Origin of the sequence: Burkholderia sp. MSMB1072, assembly GCF_001524725.1 — a bacterium.
Classification (GTDB): domain Bacteria; phylum Pseudomonadota; class Gammaproteobacteria; order Burkholderiales; family Burkholderiaceae; genus Burkholderia.
Genome location: NZ_LOYC01000034.1, coordinates 200,543 through 220,114, shown reverse-complemented (window position 1 = coordinate 220,114; position 19,572 = coordinate 200,543). Strand labels below are relative to the sequence as shown.

The 19,572-nt window shown below is 67.7% G+C and carries 19 protein-coding genes; 7 read left to right on the top strand and 12 right to left on the bottom strand.

Features of this window, described 5'->3' with window-relative positions; all coding sequences use genetic code 11:
• Window positions 1–4 precede the first annotated feature (4 nt).
• On the top strand, window positions 5–445 hold the full coding sequence (locus WS89_RS34690; protein ID WP_082741898.1) for a diguanylate cyclase domain-containing protein: 441 nt from the start codon (window positions 5–7) through the stop codon (window positions 443–445).
• Window positions 446–461: 16 nt separating this feature from the next.
• Here the strand turns inward: WS89_RS34690 and WS89_RS18410 are convergent, their stop codons facing one another.
• The 4 genes from WS89_RS18410 to WS89_RS18395 are packed head-to-tail and all read right to left on the bottom strand — an operon-like array spanning window position 462 to window position 4,760.
• Complete coding sequence (locus WS89_RS18410; RefSeq protein WP_059502074.1) at window positions 462–914, bottom strand: hypothetical protein; 453 nt, start codon at window positions 912–914, stop codon at window positions 462–464.
• Window positions 914–2,329: a phosphatase PAP2/dual specificity phosphatase family protein gene (locus WS89_RS18405; RefSeq protein WP_059792517.1), complete on the bottom strand. Its 1,416-nt coding sequence runs from the start codon at window positions 2,327–2,329 to the stop codon at window positions 914–916. Before WS89_RS18405 ends, WS89_RS18410 begins: the two co-directional genes overlap by 1 nt.
• Window positions 2,326–4,095, bottom strand: coding sequence for a bifunctional alpha/beta hydrolase/class I SAM-dependent methyltransferase (locus tag WS89_RS18400; RefSeq protein WP_059792515.1), 1,770 nt, complete (start codon window positions 4,093–4,095; stop codon window positions 2,326–2,328). The genes WS89_RS18405 and WS89_RS18400 overlap by 4 nt, the downstream gene beginning before the upstream one ends.
• 59 nt (window positions 4,096–4,154) lie before the next feature.
• Complete coding sequence (locus tag WS89_RS18395; RefSeq protein ID WP_059792513.1) at window positions 4,155–4,760, bottom strand: CDP-alcohol phosphatidyltransferase family protein; 606 nt, start codon at window positions 4,758–4,760, stop codon at window positions 4,155–4,157.
• A gap of 466 nt (window positions 4,761–5,226) precedes the next feature.
• On the opposite strand from WS89_RS18395, the gene WS89_RS18390 reads away from it, so the two are divergent.
• Complete coding sequence (locus tag WS89_RS18390) at window positions 5,227–5,859, top strand: lysophospholipid acyltransferase family protein (protein WP_059792616.1); 633 nt, start codon at window positions 5,227–5,229, stop codon at window positions 5,857–5,859.
• 37 nt (window positions 5,860–5,896) lie between these two features.
• The gene (locus WS89_RS18385; RefSeq protein WP_059502067.1) at window positions 5,897–6,826 is read left to right on the top strand and encodes a phosphatidate cytidylyltransferase; all 930 of its coding nucleotides are present in this window, start codon (window positions 5,897–5,899) and stop codon (window positions 6,824–6,826) included.
• A 187-nt stretch (window positions 6,827–7,013) separates the two neighbouring features.
• On the opposite strand, the gene WS89_RS18380 is transcribed toward WS89_RS18385, so the two are convergent.
• From WS89_RS18380 to WS89_RS18370, 3 genes are read right to left on the bottom strand one after another with little or no spacing between them, the layout of a single operon-like run.
• Complete coding sequence (locus WS89_RS18380) at window positions 7,014–7,325, bottom strand: AtuA-related protein (protein WP_059792511.1); 312 nt, start codon at window positions 7,323–7,325, stop codon at window positions 7,014–7,016.
• Window positions 7,325–8,683: an acyclic terpene utilization AtuA family protein gene (locus tag WS89_RS18375; protein WP_059792508.1), complete on the bottom strand. Its 1,359-nt coding sequence runs from the start codon at window positions 8,681–8,683 to the stop codon at window positions 7,325–7,327. The genes WS89_RS18380 and WS89_RS18375 overlap by 1 nt, the downstream gene beginning before the upstream one ends.
• A gap of 40 nt (window positions 8,684–8,723) precedes the next feature.
• Window positions 8,724–10,022, bottom strand: a complete 1,299-nt coding sequence (locus WS89_RS18370; protein ID WP_059792506.1) for a CitMHS family transporter — start codon at window positions 10,020–10,022, stop codon at window positions 8,724–8,726.
• Window positions 10,023–10,119: 97 nt separating this feature from the next.
• On the opposite strand from WS89_RS18370, the gene WS89_RS18365 reads away from it, so the two are divergent.
• Window positions 10,120–11,016 (top strand): LysR family transcriptional regulator, encoded by an 897-nt coding sequence (locus WS89_RS18365; protein WP_059792504.1) that lies wholly within the window; start codon window positions 10,120–10,122, stop codon window positions 11,014–11,016.
• A 33-nt stretch (window positions 11,017–11,049) separates the two neighbouring features.
• Here the strand turns inward: WS89_RS18365 and WS89_RS18360 are convergent, their stop codons facing one another.
• Both WS89_RS18360 and WS89_RS18355 read right to left on the bottom strand, forming a co-directional pair.
• Entirely contained in the window at window positions 11,050–11,634 is a 585-nt protein-coding gene (locus tag WS89_RS18360) for a flavin reductase family protein (protein ID WP_059792502.1), read from the bottom strand.
• 131 nt (window positions 11,635–11,765) lie between these two features.
• Window positions 11,766–12,191, bottom strand: a complete 426-nt coding sequence (locus WS89_RS18355) for a VOC family protein (RefSeq protein WP_059502055.1) — start codon at window positions 12,189–12,191, stop codon at window positions 11,766–11,768.
• Between the two features lie 112 nt (window positions 12,192–12,303).
• On the opposite strand from WS89_RS18355, the gene WS89_RS18350 reads away from it, so the two are divergent.
• A complete protein-coding gene (locus WS89_RS18350; protein WP_059502053.1) occupies window positions 12,304–13,191 on the top strand; it encodes a LysR family transcriptional regulator in 888 nt (295 codons plus the stop codon).
• 15 nt (window positions 13,192–13,206) lie between these two features.
• Here WS89_RS18350 and WS89_RS18345 read toward each other — a convergent pair whose 3' ends face one another.
• On the bottom strand, window positions 13,207–13,962 hold the full coding sequence (locus WS89_RS18345) for a hypothetical protein (protein ID WP_059792500.1): 756 nt from the start codon (window positions 13,960–13,962) through the stop codon (window positions 13,207–13,209).
• A 630-nt stretch (window positions 13,963–14,592) separates the two neighbouring features.
• Here WS89_RS18345 and WS89_RS18340 point away from each other — a divergent pair.
• The gene (locus WS89_RS18340) at window positions 14,593–15,753 is read left to right on the top strand and encodes a porin (RefSeq protein ID WP_059792614.1); all 1,161 of its coding nucleotides are present in this window, start codon (window positions 14,593–14,595) and stop codon (window positions 15,751–15,753) included.
• Here WS89_RS18340 and WS89_RS33860 read toward each other — a convergent pair.
• The gene (locus WS89_RS33860; protein WP_156440571.1) at window positions 15,725–16,072 is read right to left on the bottom strand and encodes a hypothetical protein; all 348 of its coding nucleotides are present in this window, start codon (window positions 16,070–16,072) and stop codon (window positions 15,725–15,727) included. The two genes, WS89_RS18340 and WS89_RS33860, sit on opposite strands and share 29 nt — an antisense overlap.
• 84 nt (window positions 16,073–16,156) lie before the next feature.
• On the opposite strand from WS89_RS33860, the gene WS89_RS18335 reads away from it, so the two are divergent.
• Window positions 16,157–17,392 carry a transglycosylase SLT domain-containing protein gene (locus tag WS89_RS18335; RefSeq protein ID WP_059792498.1) on the top strand — a complete coding sequence of 412 codons (1,236 nt, stop codon included), beginning with the start codon at window positions 16,157–16,159 and terminating at the stop codon, window positions 17,390–17,392.
• A 51-nt stretch (window positions 17,393–17,443) separates the two neighbouring features.
• Here the strand turns inward: WS89_RS18335 and WS89_RS18330 are convergent, their stop codons facing one another.
• Window positions 17,444–19,567, bottom strand: a complete 2,124-nt coding sequence (locus WS89_RS18330; RefSeq protein WP_059792496.1) for a phospholipase effector Tle1 domain-containing protein — start codon at window positions 19,565–19,567, stop codon at window positions 17,444–17,446.
• Between the last annotated feature and the right edge of the window lie 5 nt (window positions 19,568–19,572).

Below are 19,572 nucleotides of genomic sequence, written 5' to 3'. Positions count from 1 at the left end.
AAGCGTGAATGGCAAGAATTGCGCCGTTGCCCGTCGGACGGCCGGACCGCCGGACCGCCGGACCGGCATATTGCCGGCGCGGGACGGCTCGCCGGGCCTCGGCCGCGATCCTTGCAGACCGCGCGGAACACGCTGCCGCGGGCGGCGCGTATGCTACCGCAAGCACGCGCCGCGCGACGGATTTTCTTCGCGGAAAACTGACCTGGATCAAATCGTCGACCCCACCGCCCTGTCCTCCGCGCATGGGCGAAGCACACGGCTTGCGCGGCAGGTCGGCAAATCGTTCCGATTCGACGGACATGCGCTGCGGCTCGGCGTCGGCATCGGGATCGGGATCGCGACGCCGCCGGCCGACGGCACCGACATGAATGCGCTGATCGAGCGGGCGGATCGGGCGATGTACGAAGCCAAGCGAATGCGGTCGCGGCGCTCCGCGCCCGCATGACGCCTGGCACGCATCGCTAGCCGATCGGCCGCCCCGCGATCGCGATCCCGACGACGATCCACTGCACGACCGCGACGAGCACGGCAGCCCGGCACAGCCGGACCGCGCCGCGCACGCGCGCGTCGAGCGTGCGCCCCGCCTTCGCTGCGTCGATCCAGCCCAGATCGACGAGCGCGCGGTCGAGCGCCGCGAGCCCGTCGTCGACCGATGCATGACTTCCCGCCGCCCGCGCCAATGCGGCGAACAGCCGCCGATCGATCTCGATGCGCACCGCGTACCACAGCGCCGCGATCCCCGATCCCGTGCTGACGGCGGCCAGCAGCACGCGGGCGAGCGTCGCCGGCGGCCAGCCCGCCGCGATCCACCCGCCCGCGCCGGCCGCAGCCAGCGCGGCCGCGATCGCCCACACGCCCGCATCGAGCGCGCCGCGCGCGGCGGCAATCCTGAACGGAGCGCACGGATCGCGCATCACCCGTCCCCCCCGTCGCAACGGCGATCGATCCACTGCTGCAGCACGGCCACGCCCTCCTCCGACCACACCGCATGCGGCCGGACCGCGCGCACCGCGGCCAGCGCGTCGCGCGCATTCGTCAGCCCGCGCCGCGCCGCGAGCCAGGCAGCCGCGCACAGCACGCTGCGCCCGTAGCCAAGTGCGCAGCAGACCAGCACGTCGCGCCCTTCGCCATGCAGGCGTTCGAGCGCCGCGACGGCCCGCGCGAGCTGCGCCGCCGTCGGCGCGACGAGGTCGAGCTGCGGCACGCACGCATACGCGAACGATGCATCGGCCGCGGCCCAGCGCGGCATCTCGGCAGTCAGGTCGACCAGCGCGGTGAAGCCGTGGCGCCGGATGTCGCGCGTCGTCGGCGTACGGCCGATCGACACGCGTTCGTCGATCCGCGCCGGCGCCGGCAGCCGGAACGTCCACAACCGCGAATTGACGAACGCGCCGGCGATCGTCGGCGCGAGCAGCCAGCCGATGAAAACCGGAAACCGCCCGTGCGCATCTTTCTGAAACGCGCCGGGCGCGCCGCGCCGGTAGGCCCAGGCGACGCAGGCGAGCGCCAGCGCGACCCACCCTGCCGCCAGCGCCCAGCCCGGCGCGCGCGGCACGCACGCCAGTGCCACGAGTGCGACCAGCGCGGCACCGCACGCATAGCGGCGCGCGAGCGCGCGACTGGCCGCGCACGGCGACGCGTCGGCGCCCGGCAATCGGCCCGCGGCATCGCGCAGCGGAAACAGGAACAGGGCGAGACAACCGACGGCCGCCCCGGTCGGCACGTCGATCGCGTGATGCTGGTAGGTCGTCAGCACCGACACGCCGATCGCCGCGAACCACGAATGCAGCACGACGCGCGCGAACGTGCCGCGCAGGTGCTTCGCATAGACGGCCCACAGCACGACGAGCAAGCCGATATGCAGCGACGGCGCCTGGTTGAACGGTTTGTCGAAGCCCATCAGCAGCGTGAACAGCGCACCGGCCATGCCGCCCGCGTCGGGCCGTTCGAAGCCGAAGCGCAGCGGCCACGCGATGAAGCACGCGACGGAAATCAGCTGCACGGTCAGCAACCGCTTCACGTGATCGAGCAGATCGTCGCGGCGCGTCCAGAAGAAGAACGACAGCGCATACAGCAGGTCGATCGACCAGTACGGCACGATCGTCCACGGCACGAACGGAATCGCATGCTCCCAGCCGAACGCGAACGTCGGCACCGCGGCGCGGCGGGCGGCCAGCCAGTTCGCGAAGCCGTACGTCGAGAAGAAGACGGCGCCCATCGCCGCGAGCCAGCCGACGCGCAGCGCGAACGACGCGTCGCGCGCGCCGGCCGCCGGCTCGGCCAGCCCGCTCCCCGCGCCAGCGCCAGCGCCGCCGCCGAGCGCGCTCATGACGCGTCGACCCGCTGCGCGAGGCTGACCGTGAAGATGCCCATCTCGTCGATCCGCTGGTCGAGCTTGCGGAAGCCCGCCCGCGCGACGAGCTCGTCCATTTCGGCCTGCGAACGGCGGCGCATCACCCAGGTCGACTCGCCGCGGTGATTGTTCAGCACGCGCGCGATGAATTCGAGCTGCGGATGCCACAGCTGCCCCGTATAGACGAGATAGCCGCCCGGCGGCACGGCCTGCGCGAGCCCGCGCAGCGAGCGCTCGATCAGCGCGTTCTCGCCGAACAGCTCGTACAGCCCCGACACGATCGCCAGCGTCGGCCGCGGCTCGAGCGTCGCGAGCGACGCCTCGTCGAATGCGTCGCCGCGCTCGAAGCGTGCGATCGGCTCGAGGCCGCGCTGCGCGATCAGCACGCGCCCGGCCTCGACGTTCGGCGGGCTGTAGTCGCGCAGCGTGATGTCGTCGGGCGCCGCGCCGTCGCGCTCGGCGGCCATCGCGATCGCGTCGAGCACGTAGCGCCCGTGGCCGGCCGCGATGTCCACGATCCGCACCGGCGAGCCGTGCCCGCGCAGTCGGCCGATCGCCGCGCCGATCAATTCCTGCAGATGCACCTTGCGCTGGCGGATGCCGACCCAGCCCGGCGAATCGAGATACGTGCGGTCGATCAGCGCGCCGACGCCGAGTCGCCCCTGCGCGCGATTGCGGTACACGTAGTCGAGCGTCGAGCCCGAATCGAAGCCGAGCCGCAGCCCGAGCGCGATGCCGTCCGACAGCGCGCCGCCGGCTTTCAGGCCGGCGCGCGCGAGGGCCCAGTACGCACGGGCGAACACGTTGGCCGGCGGCCGGACGAGCGCCGCGTATTCGTCGTGGAACGCGCCACGCCGGTCCGCATCGGCGAGCGACACGCGCGGGCTCGGCGCATCGAACTCGCGCAGGACGAACGCACGCAGCGGCGCGAGCGCCTGCGCACGGTCGCGCTCGCCGAGCGTGTCGTGATAGAAGCCCGGCAGCACGATGCGCTCCTTGCGCGCCGAGCCGAGCCGTTCGAAGAAGCGGTCCTGCGGGCCGCGATGCACGACCCAGTCGGCGCCCGAGATCAGCAATTGCGTCGGCACGGTGATCGCGGCCGCGTCGGCGACGATCCGCTGCGCGGTATCGTGCAGGTCGAGCAGCATGTTGACCGCGATCGGCCGCGTGATCAGCGGATCGGACGCGTAGCTCGCGATCCGTTCGGGATCGTGCGTGAGGAATTTCGGCTTCACGTAGCTGTTCACGTAGAACAGCCCGCGCAGCTTGTGCATCAGCCGCAGCCCCGGTCGCGCGAACGGCACGTAGAGCTTGATGTGGAACGCCGGCGACGCGACGACGAGCGCGCGGATCGGCGGCGCATAGTCGTGCGCCCAGGTTGCCGCGAGCACCGCGCCGACGCTCTGGCCGACCACGGCCATCTCCTCGATCGCGATGCCGTGCGTGTCGCGAATATGCTCGACGAAGGTCTGCAGGTCGCGCACCGACGCGGCCGCGCTCGGACTGTAGCCGCGCGCGCCCGGCGAGCGGCCGTGGCCGCGTGCGTCCCACGCGAAAAAAGCGAAATCCGGCAGGTCGAGCTCGTCGACGAGGTGCGCGACGCGCGCCGAATGTTCGTGCCCGCGATGCAGCAGCACGATGGCGCCGCGGCAGCGTGCGCCCGTCGCGGGCCAGTGCCGATAGAACAGCGTTTCGCCGTCGTGCATGACGAAGTCGGCCTCACGGGCCGTGCGTGTGCTCATGCGATCTCTCTCGTTTCGTTGTTCGAATCGTGTGGCGCCGCCCTCCGGCGCCCGGCCCGTCAGCCGCCCGCTTCGGCAATGCCCGCCTGGACGCGCCGCACCGCCGTCACGATCGACAGCACGATCAGCAGCCGCCACAGCCACGCGGCGACACTGCCGACCGGCAAACCGAAGCCGATCCACAGCGCGAACGCGCCGAGGGCCAGCGCCCGGTCGCTCTTGCCGAACGGGCCGTCGTAGCGGCGCGTCGCGCCGACGAGCGGGCCGATCAGCCCCGCGCATTCGACGATCACCGCTGTCAGCGCGAACAGCCAGACGTCCGCCGGCGCAAACGCGGGAATGGCGAGGAACGGCAGTACGAGCGCGACATCGGACACGACGTCGCCCAGCTCGTTCAGGTACGCGCCGAGCGTGCTCTTCTGCCCGTGCTCGCGCGCGAGCATCCCGTCGATCGCATTGAGCGCCATCCGCGCGAACAGCCACAACGGAATCAGCAGGAACAGCACGCGGGCGAACACGCCGAGCCCCGCGAGCGCGCCGACGACGATCGAGCCGCCGGCCGCGAACAGCGTGACCTGGTTGGCGGTGACGCCGCGTTCGGCGAGCGAATTCGCGAACGGGCGCAGACGGTCCTGGAATTTGGGTTTGAGTGCGTAGAGGCTCATCGTTTCGTATTCGTATTATTCGCGCGGCACGATCGGATACGTTTCCCGCCGCCATGCCCCGGGCGGCGAAACGACCGTCGCCGGCCTGGATTGAACGGCCCTCATCGTCGCCGAGCGGCCTCGCTGCGTCAAGCATGCGGCCCGGGCCCCCGGCGGCGCCAATCTGGCGTTTTTCGTCGAAACTCGCGATAATCCGCTGGCCCGATCGCAGCGAGATCGATTCGAACTGCAAACGGGCACTCGTGCAACAGCCGATTATCACGCCGCCGACCGGCGCATTCGCCGCGACGCAACAGCGTGCAACGGCGAATCGTCCGATTATCGCGGACCTGCGACAGGCAGCCACGAACTTGAAAAAATCTAAACGAGAGCGATCCGGCGCGCATCCTGCCGCGCCGACATTCCGGGGTTCCGTCCGCCGCGCGTGCGCAGCGGGCCGGGCATGCATGCAGGAGCCGGCGCGCCGATGAACATTCTCAACGTCTGGCAGCGCGACTTCCTGCTGTCCATCGTGCGGCTCGTCGCCGGCGCGTATCCCGTCTGGCATCAGGCGCCGCCGTCGCCGACGCAGAAGATCTATTTCTCGAACCATACGAGCCACATCGACACGCTCGCGATCCTCGCCGCGCTGCCGCGCGACGTGCGTGCAGTCGTGCGGCCGGTCGCCGCGCGCGACTACTGGGACAGCAGCAACCTGAAGCGCCACATCGCGCAGAAGCTGCTGAACGTCGTGCTGATCGACCGTCATCGCGAAAGCGGCGGTGATCCACTCGACCCGGTGCGCGATGCGCTGCGGCAGGGTCACTCGATCATCATCTTCCCGGAAGGCACACGCGGCGCCGACGTGCTGCCGCAGCCGTTCAAGAGCGGGCTGTTCCATCTCGCAACGGAGTTCCCGGACGTCGCGCTCGCGCCCGTCTATCTCGAGAACCTGCAGCGCATCATGCCGAAGGGTGCGATCTGGCCCGTGCCACTGATCTGCAAGGTGCATTTCGGCGCGAACGAAGCGCTCGGCGTTCAGGAAGACAAGCCGACGTTCCTCGCCCGCATGCGCGACGCGGTCATCGCGCTCGCGCCGCCGCAGCGGCCGGCCGGCTGAACGCGGCGCCCCCTCCTCCCTTTTCCGGATATCAACCATGCGAACCCTCTTCTGGGAACTGGTCGCGGGCGTCACGGGCGTGCTCGTCGTCGCGACCGTGATCGGCGCGATCCTCGGCGCGCGCAGCGGCGGCACGAGCGCGACCATCGTCAACCTGAACCAGCGCATCCGCGCATGGTGGGCGATGATCGCGATCATGGCCATCGCGATCGGCCTCGGCAACAACGTCACGTATCTGGTGTTCGCGCTGCTGTCGTACCTGACGCTGCGCGAATTCATCACGCTCACGCCGACCACGGCGAGCGACCATACGACGCTCTTCATCGCGTTCTTCGTCGCGATCCCCGTGCAGTACCTGCTGCTCGGGATCAACTGGTACGGGATGTACTCGATCTTCGTGCCCGTGCACCTGTTCTTCGCGATGTCGCTCGTATCGGCGCTCACGCAGGACACGCGCGAATTCCTGAGCCGCAACGCGAAGATCAACTGGGCGCTGATGGTGTGCGTGTACGGGCTGAGCCACGCGCCGGCCGTGCTGATCCTCGACATTCCGCACTACGCGGGGCAGAACGCGCTCCTGCTGTTCTTCTTCCTGTTCGTCGTGCAGATCAGCGACGTGCTGCAGTACGTGGTCGGCAAACTGTTCGGACGCCGCAAGATCGCGCCGCAGTTGTCGCCGTCGAAGACGATCGAGGGTTTCGTCGGCGGCGGCCTGCTGGCCACGCTGTGCGGCGCGTCGCTGTATCGCGTGACGCCGTTCGGCTTCGGCGCGGCGTTCGGGATCTCGCTCGCGATCGTGATCGCCGGCTTCGTCGGCGGGCTCGTGCTGTCGGCCGTCAAGCGCTCGCTCGGCACGAAGGACTGGGGCTCGATGATCGCCGGCCACGGCGGCATGCTCGATCGCGTCGATTCGATCTGCTTCGCCGCGCCGGTGTTCTTCCACCTCGTACGCTACCTGTACGTGTGATGCGCGGGCCGCGTAACGCCGCCCGTTCCGGCGCGCGACGACTCAGTATCCGTCGCACAGCGTCTTCGGCACGACTTGACGCCCGCACGCGGCGTCGAACTTCACCGTGTAGTGCGTATGAATGGTCTTGTCGCCGCGCGTGCCCGATTCCGTGAGCGCCCGACCCCATCCCGGCACTACGCCAGCGTTACGCCGGATCCGGCACCTCGATCGCGAGCAGCGCCGAACTGATCGACTTGCCGTGCGCATCGAGCGCGAGCGAGCGCGTCACCCCACCGCCGAGCGCATCGCGCAGCACGAAGTTGAACGCGCCGAGCGCCGGCAACTCGTAGCGCACGACGTCGCCGTGGACGAGGCCCGCCAGCCATGCCTTGACCGCCTCCGCATCCAGATGCGTGCGCAGATGATCGTAATGACGCGGATCGCGGCAGATGACCGACACGTTCAGTGTATTGCCCTTGTCGCCGGTGCGCGCATGCGCGAGTTCACGCAGTTGCATCAGGCCTCCACGAATGAAAACGACGGCGTCACGGCCGCGCGCGGCAGCAGCACCGACTGCACGGCGATCACCTCGCGCGTCGACTTGAACGCGCCGCCGCCGCCGGCCGGCCCGTTCGTATAGAGCGTCTCGACTTCGTTGCCGATCCGCGCGGCTTCGGCGGCGTTCGCCGCCCGGCCGGCCACCCGCACGCGCACCTCGGCCGGCTCGCCGCGCGCGGCCGGCGTCGCGTCGCCATACAGCGCATCGACACCGATCAGGTCGAAGCGCAATTCGCTCGCCGCGACGCCGGTCAGCGCGAGCCGCTCGCGAACGATGTCGAGCGCGAGACGCGCACGCGCGAGCGCGCCCGGGCCGCCGTACGAGATCTGGCCTTCGCCGATCCAGCCGTCGACATACGCGACCGACACCTTCAGCGTATCGGGCCGCGCGGTGCCGCGCCCGCCCGTCACGCGCACGCGATCGGCCGCTTCCTCGGCAACCGCCACGCGCGTGAAATCGGCCACGACATCGGGCTGCAGATATCGCGCCGGGTCGTGAATCTCGTAGAGCAGTTGTTCCTTGCAGGTCGCCGCGCTCACGCGGCCGCCCGCATGCGGCACCTTCGTGATCACGACCGAGCCGTCGGCCGCGACCTCGCCGATCGGGAAGCCGAGCCGCGCGAGATTCGGCACGTCCTTGTAGCCGGGATCGGCGAAATAGCCGCCCGTCACCTGCCCCGCGCATTCGAGCAGATGGCCGACGACGGTCGCCTGGCCGAGCGTGTCCCAGTCGTCCATCCGCCAGCCGAACGCATGGATCAGCGGCGCGGCGAACAGCGACGGGTCGGCGACGCGGCCGGTCAGCACGACGTCCGCGCCGGCCGCGAGCGCATCGACGATCGGCGCGGCGCCGAGATACGCGTTCGCGGACACGATGCGGTCGCGATACGCGGCGACTTCATCGCCCGATTCCTCGAAACGGAACGCGCCGCGCAGCACGACGTCGAGCACGTCGTCGCCTTCGACCGCCGCGACTGTCAGTCCCGCGATGCCGAGCGACTGCGCGATCTGCGCGGTACGCCGTGCGGCCGCGCGCGGGTTCGCCGCACCCATGTTCGATACGATCCGCACGCGCCTGGCCGCCGCGACCGGCAGCACCGCCAGCATCCGCGCGTCGAGCAGCGGATCGTAGCCAAGCGCGGGATCGTTGCGGCGCGCCTGCTGCGCGATCGCGATCGTGCGCTCGGCCAGGCACTCGAACACCAGATAGTCGAGCTGCCCGTGTTCGGCCAGTTCGACCGCGGGCTCGATCCGGTCGCCCGAGTAGCCGGCGCCCGCGCCGATTCGCACGCGTCGTTCAGTTTGCATGGCTGTCATGTCCGTACCGTCGTCCGGCGAAATGCGCCGCCGGGAAGAATCAAAAGATGCCGAGCGCGACGCAGGCGATCGTCATCACGATCGACGCGCCGAACAGCAGCGGAAACGTGAATTTCTGGTGCTCGGCCAGCTCGATCCCGCACAGGCCCACGACGAGGAACGTCGCGGGCGTGAGCGGGCTGACCGGGAACCCCGTCGTCATCTGGCCGAGCAGCGCCGCCTGCCCGACCTGCACGGCCGGCACGCCGAGTTGGCCGGCCACTTCCGCGATCACCGGCAGCACGCCGAAGTAGAACGAATCGGGATCGAACAGCATGCTGAGCGGCATCGACGCGAGACCGAGCGCCACCGGGATATGGCCCGCCATCGACGGCGGCACGAAGCCGACCGCCGCCTGCGCCATCGCCTTCAGCATCCCGCTGCCCTGCATGATCCCGGTGAACACGCCGGCCGCGAGCAGGATGCCGGCCATCATCAGCGCAGCGCGCGCATGCGCGTCGATGCGCTTTCGCTGCATGTCGACGTCGGGGTAATTCACCATCAGCGCGACGCACAGCCCGACCATGAACATGATCGCGGGCGGAATCTTCTCGCCCATCACGACCATCGTGCCGAGCACGACGAGCGTCAGCACGAGGTTGAACCAGAACAGGTGCGGCCGGCGCAGCGCCTGCTCGTCGGCGGTCAGCTCGCGTTTGGGCAACGGAATCGACGCATCGTTGCGCGACAGCCCGAGCCGTTTCTCCTCGCGCCGCCCGAGCCAGTACGCGACGCCGAACACGAACACGAGCCCGATCGCCTGCACCGGAATCAGCGGATTGAACAGCCCCGACACCGGCAGGTGCAGCGACGCGGACGCGCGAATCATCGGCCCGGTCCACGGCAGGAAGTTGATGCCCGCGGCCATCGACACGGCGGCGGCCAGCACGCGCCGGTCCATCTTCAATCGGTCGTACAGCGGCAGCACGGCCGGAATCGTCACGAGAAAGCAGACGGCACCCGAGCCGTCGAGGTGGATCAGCAGCGCGAGCAGCGTCGTGCCCATCACGATGCGCGTCGGCCGCGTGCCGACCGCGCCGAGGATCCGGTCGATGATCGGATCGAGCGTGCCGGCGTCGGTGATCGTCCCGAAATACAGGATCGCGAACACGAACATCCCGACGACGGGCGCGAGCCCCTTCAGCCCGTCGATGACGAATTTGCTGGTGTGCAGCCCGAAGCCGCCGAGCAGCGACGCGGCGATCGGCACGACGATCAGCGCGACGAGCGGCGACATCCGCTTCGACAGAATCGCGGCCAGCAGCACGACGATCGTGCCCAGCCCGAGTAACGGCAGCATCGGTGTCTCCTACCTTGTCTTTTGTTGGAGACGAGCGTAAGGTCGGCGCAGCGATAGCACAATTGAAATGATTTGATCGCAGCAATCACGAAGCATTATGGATCTGAATCTTCGCGACATTCGCGCGTTCGTCACCGTCGCGCACGCCGGCAACTTCACGCGCGCCGCCGCGCGGCTGCATCTGTCGCAGCCGGCGCTGACGGTGCAGATTCGCCGGCTCGAGGACATCGTCGGCGCGCGCCTGTTCGACCGCAACAGCCGCAGCGTCGCCCTCACGCAGACCGGGCGCGAGTTACTGCCGCTGTTGCAGCGCTCGCTCGACGACATGGAGCGCGTGCTGCGCGATGCGCGCGCGCTCGGCGAAGGCACGAGCGGCACGGTGCGGCTCGCTTGCCTGCCGACCTTCGCGTCCAGCGTGCTGCCGGAGCTGATCCAGTCGTTCCGGCGCGACGTGCCGCGCGCGGGCTTCGAGATCCGCGACGGCGTCGCGAGCCTCGTCACCGCGCTGGTGCGCAACGAGGAAGCCGATCTCGGGCTGACCGGCGGCGACACGTTCGATGCGACGCTGGAGGTGCTGTACGCGGGCGCCGACCGGCTCGTCGCCGTATGCCCGAAGGATCATCCGCTCGCGCGCAAGCGCCGCGTGAGCACCGCCGACGTCGCCGGCGTGCCGCTCGTGCTCACCGCGCAGGGCACGAGCGTGCGCAGCGTCGTCGATGCCGCGCTGAAAGCGGCCGGCTGCACGCCCGATATCGCATGCGAGCCCACCTACATGATGACGGCCGTCGCGATGGTGCGCGGCGGCCTCGGCGTGACGATCCTGCCCGCGACCGCACGGGAGGTGCGCGCCGAGCCCGACCTGGTCGCGAAGCCGATCGACGATCGCGCGTTCGTACGGCCGATCGCGCTCGTCGTGAAGCGCGGGCGCACGCTGCCGCGCGTCGCGCAGGCGTTCGCCGACCTCATGCTCGCGGAATTGAAAAAGCGCGCATGAAGCGCGCCCGATCCGCGACAGTGCGTCCGGCGCTTACTGCGCGTCCGGATCGACGTGCAGCGATTCGCCGATCGCATAGAAATTGCCGCCCGCGATGTAGTGCAGGCTGCGCAGCGCGGGGTCGGCCGATTCGAAATACCAGTGGCCGTCGCGGAACACGCGCGTGTCGGACCATGCGCCGACCACCTCGCCGATGAACAGGTCGTAGGTCTGCTGATTGTGCGGCTCAGGAATCAGTTTGCACGCGAGCCAGCCCGAGCAGCCGGCGACGAACGGCAGGTCGTGACCTTCGACGTCGAACAGCGTGACGCCCGCTTCGCGCAGCTTGTCGGGCCGCTGCGCGAGGCTGTGGCTGCCGACCGCATGCGTGAGCTGCAGTTGCGCGGCCGTCGGCACCTGAATCACGAACGTGCCGCTGCGCTCGACGAGTTCGCGCGTCTTCGCGGACTTGTCGAGCACGACGGTCAGCTTCGGCGGCAGAAAATCGAGCGCGCACGCCCAGGCGGCGGCCATCACGTTGTCGACGCCGTCGTGGCGGGCCGACACGAGCACGGTCGGGCCGTGATTGAGGAGACGGTAGGCTTTCTTCAGCTCCACCGGAGCGATGTGACTGTCCATACGGGTTCCTTGGAGAACGGCGCGCACGGACGGATGCCGTGCGGCGCGGCGCCGGCCGTCGCACCTGCGCGCGCTCGGGCCGCCGGCTGCATTCTCTCATCCGATTTCGATCGGCGCCGCGCCGCTGCCGGTTACTTCGCGAACAATTGGCCGATGTCGCGGAACGCCTTGAATTCGAGCGCATTGCCGCACGGATCGAACAGGAACATCGTCGCTTGTTCGCCGACCTGCCCCTGGAACCGTACATACGGCTCGATCGCGAACGTCACGCCGAACGTGCGCAAGCGTTCGGCCAGCGCTTCCCAGCTCGCCCAGTCGAGCACGATCCCGAAATGCGGCACCGGCACGTCGTGACCGTCGACCGCATTCGTATGGGCGCCTTCCTGCGATGCGGTTTTCGGATGCTCGTGGATCACGAGCTGATGCCCGTAAAAGTCGAAGTCGACCCACTGTGCACTCGAGCGCCCCTCCGCGAGCCCAAATACGCGACCGTAGAAATCGCGTGCGGCCGGCAGGTCGTAGACCGGAATCGCGAGGTGAAACGGGGAAAGACTCATGATGGCCTCGTGAAGAAATGCTCGCGTGGCGCGAGGACGGCACCATGTTAGACAAGGCCGATAAAAAATTAAATCAATATATAATTTTGCGATTCACAAACGGAATCGATGAATGATCCGCGAGCTGAAAACCCTCGTCGCCGTCGCCCGGGAAGGCACCTTTGCCGCGGCCGGCAATCGTATCGGGCTCACGCAAGCGGCCGTGAGCGCGCAGATGCAGCGTCTCGAAGCCGAACTCGGCTTCGCGCTGTTCGATCGGCAAGGGCGATCGGCGCGGCTCAACGAGCGGGGCCACCACGTGCTCGACCAGGCGCAGGCGCTGATCGGCTTGTACGAGAACCTGAGTTCGACCGCGCCCGGCTCGCCGGCCGCCGTGCGCGTGACCATCGGCGCGATCGCATCGGTGCAGAGCGCGCTGCTGCCGGCCGCGCTGGCCGAGTTTCATCGCCTGCATCCCGCGTGCCGGACGCGCGTGATACCCGGGCTGTCGATCGAGCTGGTCAACCGGGTCGATGCGGGCGAAATCGACATGGCCGCGATCATCCGGCCGCCGTTCGCGCTGCAGAGCGACCTGCACTGGACGACGCTCGCGCAGGAGCCGTTCCGGCTGATCGTGCCGCGCGGCGTGAAAGGCAAGGACTGGGCCGCCCTGCTCGCGCGCGAGCCGTTCGTGCGCTACGACCGCGCGTCCTTCGGCGGCCGTCAGGTCGACCGCTTTCTGCGCAAGATGCACATCGCGGTGCGCGACACCTGCGAACTCGACGAGCTCGACGCGATCGTCAAGCTGGTCGAAAACGGCGTCGGCGTCGCGATCGTGCCGCAGACCGCCGGTTATCGCCGCTGGCCGGCCGGCGTGCGCGCGATCGACCTCGGGCATCACACGTTTCACCGCGACATCGGGCTCGTGCATCGCGCACGGCGCACGATGTCGGAACCCGCGCAGACGCTGGCGCAACTCATCGACGCAGCGTCGCGGCGGCGCCCGTTGCCGGCCGCGTGATCGACGCGTGGCGGCTCAGCGCCGCCCGGCCGCCCAATCCACCGCCGCGTCGAACAGCGCGATGCCGGCCGGCGACAGGTTCGTGAACGTGTCGTTGTCGAGGAAGAACATCACGCGGCGCGCCGGCGCGAGCGTTTCGTAGTCCATCGTCGCGCCCTTCTCGTATGCAAAGATCGCGGCCTTGTCGGGTTGCCCGTACACGGTCGCGATCGTGATCGCGCCGAGCCCCGGCTTGCCCCAGCTCATCGGCGCCTGCTTGCCGTACGCGTTCGTCGCGCCGGCCGGCAGCCCGGCCGCCATCGGATGCGGCGCATTGACGAGCCACAGGTAGCGCTCCTTGCCCGTTTCGCCGAAGTCGACGTCGTGCCGCTTGCCCGTCATCGCGAGATCGTCGAGCAGGTCGTTTTCCCACGTCACGAGCGGCTTGTCGAGCGTGCGCCAGCCGGGCCGCACGTTCTTCGACGATACCGTCGACGAGATCACCACCAGATCGGCGTCGCGCGCCGCATCGGGCGTGGCCGCCTCGTCGATCAGGCGCACCGCGTAGCCGCGTTCGCCGAGATGCTGGCCGATGCGTTCGTCGACCTTCAGGTTCGGGCCGTGCAACTGCACGAGCATCGCGACGCGCGTGACGGGCTGCGGCGCATCGGCGGCGAATGCGGGCGCCGACGCGCTAGCGCCGACGCCGAGGCCCACGGACAGCGCAAGCACCGCACCGGCGATCGTGCGCAACAAGCGGCGGCGTGCGCCGGTCTTCGTCTTCAGATTCATCTGGATTCCTGTCGAAGCCGCGCGCCGGCGTAACGGCCGCGGCGATTGTATGGTCGGACCTGCAGCGTGGTCAGCCGCGCAGCCACACGTGGCGGCCGGCATGGAGGGCGTCGATTTCTCGATGGAGGGACAGCTTGTCAGCGGACATGGCCGGGTTCCGGGGTGCGCAGGCGTCAACCATTTTGTAAATGAGAATGATTATTATATACAAAACGAGATGGTGACCGCGGTTTCGGTACGCGAGCGACGCTGACGCAGCGACGGATGGCGAAGTCGATACCGCCGCCGGATGCGAATCGCGCGCGGTTATCACATTCGTTCCGGGCCGGCCAATTCGATTCGTTAAATAATGATTTGACGGATCGATAACAATATCGCGCCTGCGGGCATTCACCCGAATATCGCGCCGAATTATCCCACCCCGCGCAAAACGCAATGGAAAAATCGAGAAACGGCAATCCATTGATACACACCGCTCAATAATCCAAATCCCTCAAAAGTGAGTTTCCGGGAATGTGCCTGTCGGCATCAGGCCACAATGAAGAATTTCATTTTTGCCGTTTTATTGCGGCTCTGTAGTCTCCTGCCATTCCGAATCACGAATCCACACCCATGCGCAAGGAGATGAAAATGAAACGCACGACCCTCTCGCTGATTTCGTTCGCGTCGATCACGGCGATGCCCGTCGCGCATGCGCAGTCGAGCGTCACGCTGTATGGCGTGATCGACACGTCGCTCACCTATGTGAACCATGCGCAAGGCAAGGACAACGCGTGGATGCTCGGCAACAGCAGCGCGGGCAATCTGGCCGGCAGCCGCTGGGGCGTGAAAGGCACCGAGGATCTCGGCGGCGGGCTGAAGGCGCTGTTCCAGTTGGAGAACGGCTTCGACCCGAGCAACGGCCGGCAGGGCCAGGGCGGCCGTCTCTTCGGCCGGCAAGCCTTCGTCGGCCTGACGAGCGACCGCTACGGCACGCTCACGTTCGGCCGCCAGTACGATCCGCTCGTCGATCTCGTGCAGGGCATCACCGCCGACAACTACCTCGGCAGCGTGTTCGCGACGCCGGGCGACGTCGACAACTACGACAACAGCTTTCGCGTCGACAATGCGGTGAAGTACACGTCGGCCGTCTATGCGGGCCTGCAGTTCTCGGCAATGTATTCGTTCGGCGGCATCGCCGGCAGCACCGGCGCCGCGCAATCGTACTCGGCTGCCGTGTCGTACAACAACGGGCCGTTCAGCGTCGCGGGCGGCTACTTCCACGCGACCAACAGCCCCGCGTCGAACGGCTTGCGCAACGGCTGGACCAGTTCGTCGGACGGCACGTTCGACGGCCCGATCAACAGCGGCTATGCCAGCGCGCACTCGCTCGGCATCGCCCGCATCGCGGGCCAGTACGTCGCCGGCCCGTTCACGTTCGGCCTCGGCTACAGCAACGCGCAGTACCGCCGCGACGCAAGTTCGGTGTTCGGCTCGAACGAGCACTACAACACGGGGCAAGGTTTCGTGAACTACCAGGCGACGAATGCGCTGCTCGTCGGCGTCGGCTACAGCTACATGCGCTCGGGCGGCGATACGTCGGCGACCTATCACCAGGTATCGGCCGGCGCCGACTACAGCCTGTCGAAGCGCACCGACGTCTACCTGACCGCCGCGTACCAGCACGCGAGCGGCCAGACCGGCGACGGCAACGGCGGCTCGATGGCCGCGCAGGCATCGATCGGATCGTACGGTTATGCGGGCACGAGCTCGCAGACGATGGTCAACCTCGGCTTGCGTCACCGCTTCTGACGGCATGCTCGAGATGGCCGGCTACGCGCGGCGTGGTCGGCGCCTTCGCATCGTGCACACGGCGGCTTCGGTCGCCGTTTTTCATGCCGCTTTCCTTCGCCCCGGCAACGGCCGTTGGACGATTTCCCCTTTTCGCTCCGTTCATCGCCAGTTTCATCGCGCAACTGACGTAATACGTCAGGATCCAGTCGCTGCCGTTGTAATCGCATGCGCGCAAATGCCAGCCATTTTTACCGATCGGCCATCGTCTCGACCCGTGATCCGGCGCGATAAAAATGCGCGGCGCATGCGTGGACAAATGCAAAGGAAAGTTTGACACGAGCCATTTGCCCGCTTGCTATGGCACACTTCGCGTCTGCGTAATTTCCTTGCACCGGGCGGCCGGATTCCGCCCCATCCTGCCATGCCGCGTCATATCACTCGCCCGCTCAGCCGCGACACGCGGACAATCGCCTCGACGATTGCGCTCTCGTGCGCGCTCTGCGGCGTCGCGCGGGCCGATTGCCTGGACGACGCGGCCGCGTTCCAGCACGTGAGTGTCAGCCTGATGCGCGGCATCGCGCAGGTCGAATCGGGGATGAATCCGAACGCGGTGAACACGAATACCAACGGCACGGTCGACATCGGGCTGATGCAGATCAACAGCACATGGCTGCCGACGCTCGCGCGCGAAGGCATCACGCGGGAAAGCCTGTTCGATGCGTGCACCAACGCGTACGTCGGCGCGTGGATCCTGTCGCAGAACATCCGCCAGCTCGGCCCCAACTGGAACGCGATCGGCGCGTACAACTCCGCGTCGCCCGACAAGCGCCTCGCGTACGCGCGCAAGGTCTATGATGCAATCCGGACCATGCCGGATTCGCCGGATACTCCCATGCCCATCCTTCCACCGTCCTTCACGCCGCCGCAACAGGCGCAGACGTACAACCCGTTCGCGAGCCTGAGCGTGTCGGCGCCGCCCGTCACGCGTGCACGGTCGATATCGCCGGCCGCGCCGCCTCCGCCGCCGCAGGGCGGCCCCGCCGGGCCTGCCGGTACGTACAACTTCGGATGGACGGTGACCGGCGCCGACCAGGCCAAGCCGACCCAGGTGTTCGACGACGGCGCGCGGATCTACGTGCAGTTCAGCGACATGAAGCACGTACCGGCGATCTTCACCGAAACGTCGTCGGGACGCGTGCTGATGTCGTGGGAGCTGCAATTCCCGTATGCCGTTCTGACACGTCCCGCGCAAACGTTGATCTTCCAGCTCGGGCCGTTCGAAGCGCGCGCGCAGCGGGGTGCGGCAGGGATGACCGCTCAGGGCGGGGCTGGAACGGGAACGCAGCGTTCGGGCGCGACGACGGCAACGGCTGCAGCCACTGCGCCGGCGGCGAAACAACAGGCCGCGAATGCATCGACCAAGCGCACGGCGTCGGCCGACGCACTGTGGTATCTGAATACGCCGTCGACGTCGGGATCGGCATCGACAGCGAGCACGGCGAATGGCGCGCCCGCGTCGGCGCCATCGAACATGCCGGCCACGTGGCCCACCGCGGTAACGTCGAATACGCCGCCGCCGGCGATGCCCCAGGCGCCGGCTGCTGCAACGCCGGCTACGCGCGTCAGCACTGACGCGCTCTGGTATATCTCGAAGTAACGTACGGGCCGGTTGCGTCTCGGCAATCGGCGTGAGTCGGCAAGCGGCAGACTATCGAACGACCGTCGTGCCGGACGGTGCCGATACGGTCGATACCAGCGACTGGTACACGTCCGCGACTCGGTCCAGGAACGACTTGTCGGGTGCGGTCGCGATTTTCTGCATTGCCCGCGTGTTCATGTAGTTCTTGATCGACACGAGGTGGCTCCACACCGCCTCGACATCGCTCTCGGCCATGCTGTCGTGCACGTGCTTCACGAACAGCGGATACATCGCCTCGACCTGAGGCAGGCGCTCGCCCGGATTATTCCAGAGCCAGAACAGCGCTTGCGCCTGCGGATCGGTGTTGAATATCGACGGTGGCAGTTCGCCGCCGAGCTGCTTCATTGCCTGCTTGCCATCGAACCCGTATCCCGGGCGCGTACCGTGCTGCTTCTGGTAATCGATCTCGCGCACCAGCTTCTCGTAACGTCCGTACGCCAGCGGATTGGCCGCACCGCCGAGCCAGCCCGGCTTGCGCTGTGCCGCGGCCGTGCGATTCTCGGCCTGGTCGTACCACATGCGCAGCCACTGGATATATACGACCATGTGGCCCTTGAGTTCGCCCTGGATGTCCTTCGGCAGATCGGTCACGACGATCGGGCGCGGCGGCGCGGGATCGGGCACGCGGCAACCGTCTGTCATGTCGGGCACGGGCTTCGGATTGAGGAAATCGAGCGGCCCGATCGACGGTTTGAGCGTCGCCGACGGATAGCCGATGCCCGTGCCCAGTGGCGTCAGCGGCGGAATCTCGCGCGTCGTCGCCACGAGCTTCTTGACTGCCAGCCGGTAGTCGAGCTGGAAATTCTGGATCTCGAGCGGCGCGACGATCTGCTGATACAGCGCACCGTCCTCGTTCGCCAGCGCGGTCAGGCTCGGCATCGGAACGCCCGCGCCGTACGCGCGGTGGTACATCATCTCGAGCGGCACGCGCGCCAGCTTGTCGGAAATACCGTCCTCGCCTTCGATCGCGCCGCCGCCCACGTCCACCTGCGCGCCGGGAAACAGGCGTTCCTGCCGCCGACCGCGCATGTCGGACGGGTCGACACCGAGCATCGTCAGCGGCTTGTACACGCGCAGTTCGTGGGCGGCCGCGTAGTGCACGCATTTCTCGATGTCCGGCGACAGGATCAGATCCGACGACACCGCGTTGCTCAACGGGATGTAGCCCGTCAGCAGGTTGTCGTCGAAGCGGTTCGTCACGCAATCGAACAGCCCCATGAATTTGATCTTCACCGGTACGCCGTCGTATTTTCCGCCCTTGGCCACCTCGTCGAGCAATTGCTTGGCAAAGGCCAGTGCAAGGCCGCCGCCCATGTCGTAGCCGAAGATCGCGACATGGATCTTGTTCACCGTGCCGGCCTGCTTCGCGCCGGCCACCGCCGCCTTGAAATCCTCTTCGGCCGCCTTCAGGCGCGTATCCACGCCCGTATTGAACAGTGCGGCGCCCAGCTTCGTATCGCGCGTGAGCCGGAACGACTCGGCCGCCGCGCCCAGTGTTTCCTTGCCGACCTCCTTCAGCACGGTTTTCGGAATCCGGTACGGATACTTGACGACGTCGCGCCAGAAGCCCTTCCATTCGTGCCGCAGATAGCGCAGCGCGCGATTCTTTTCCGACCCGGGCCGCTCGATCGCGCGCTCGATCCGCTTGCGCGCGTCGCCCAAGCCGTCCTTTGTCTTGCCGACCAGCGTATCGAACGTGTCGCTCACACGATTTCCGAACGTCGGATTGCTGATCTTGCCGCTCTGCTTCCACGCATCCTCGGCCGCCTTCTGCGCCTTTTCCTTGGCCTTGTCGACCGTTTGCTCCTTGAGCTTGTCGCCGGCCTTCTCGCTGACCGTATCCGTCGCCTTGTCCTTCAGGACCTCGCGCAGCACACCGGCCTCGGGGTCGAAATCCGCGCCGAGTCCCGGATAGTAGAAGCGCCGCATGTTCTTGTTCTTCTTGTCGTACGCGGCGTTGAACAGCTTCAAGATATTGGTTCGCGGCCCGTCCTTCTCGCCGAAGCCGAATCCGTCGAAATAGAAACTGACCCACAGCATGTGTTCGCATGCGGGACACATCTGCTCGGCCTCCGCCTTGACGCGGTCCGTCTCTGCGGAGACGGCGTCCTTCTTCAGGTTGATTTCGGCCATGGCAG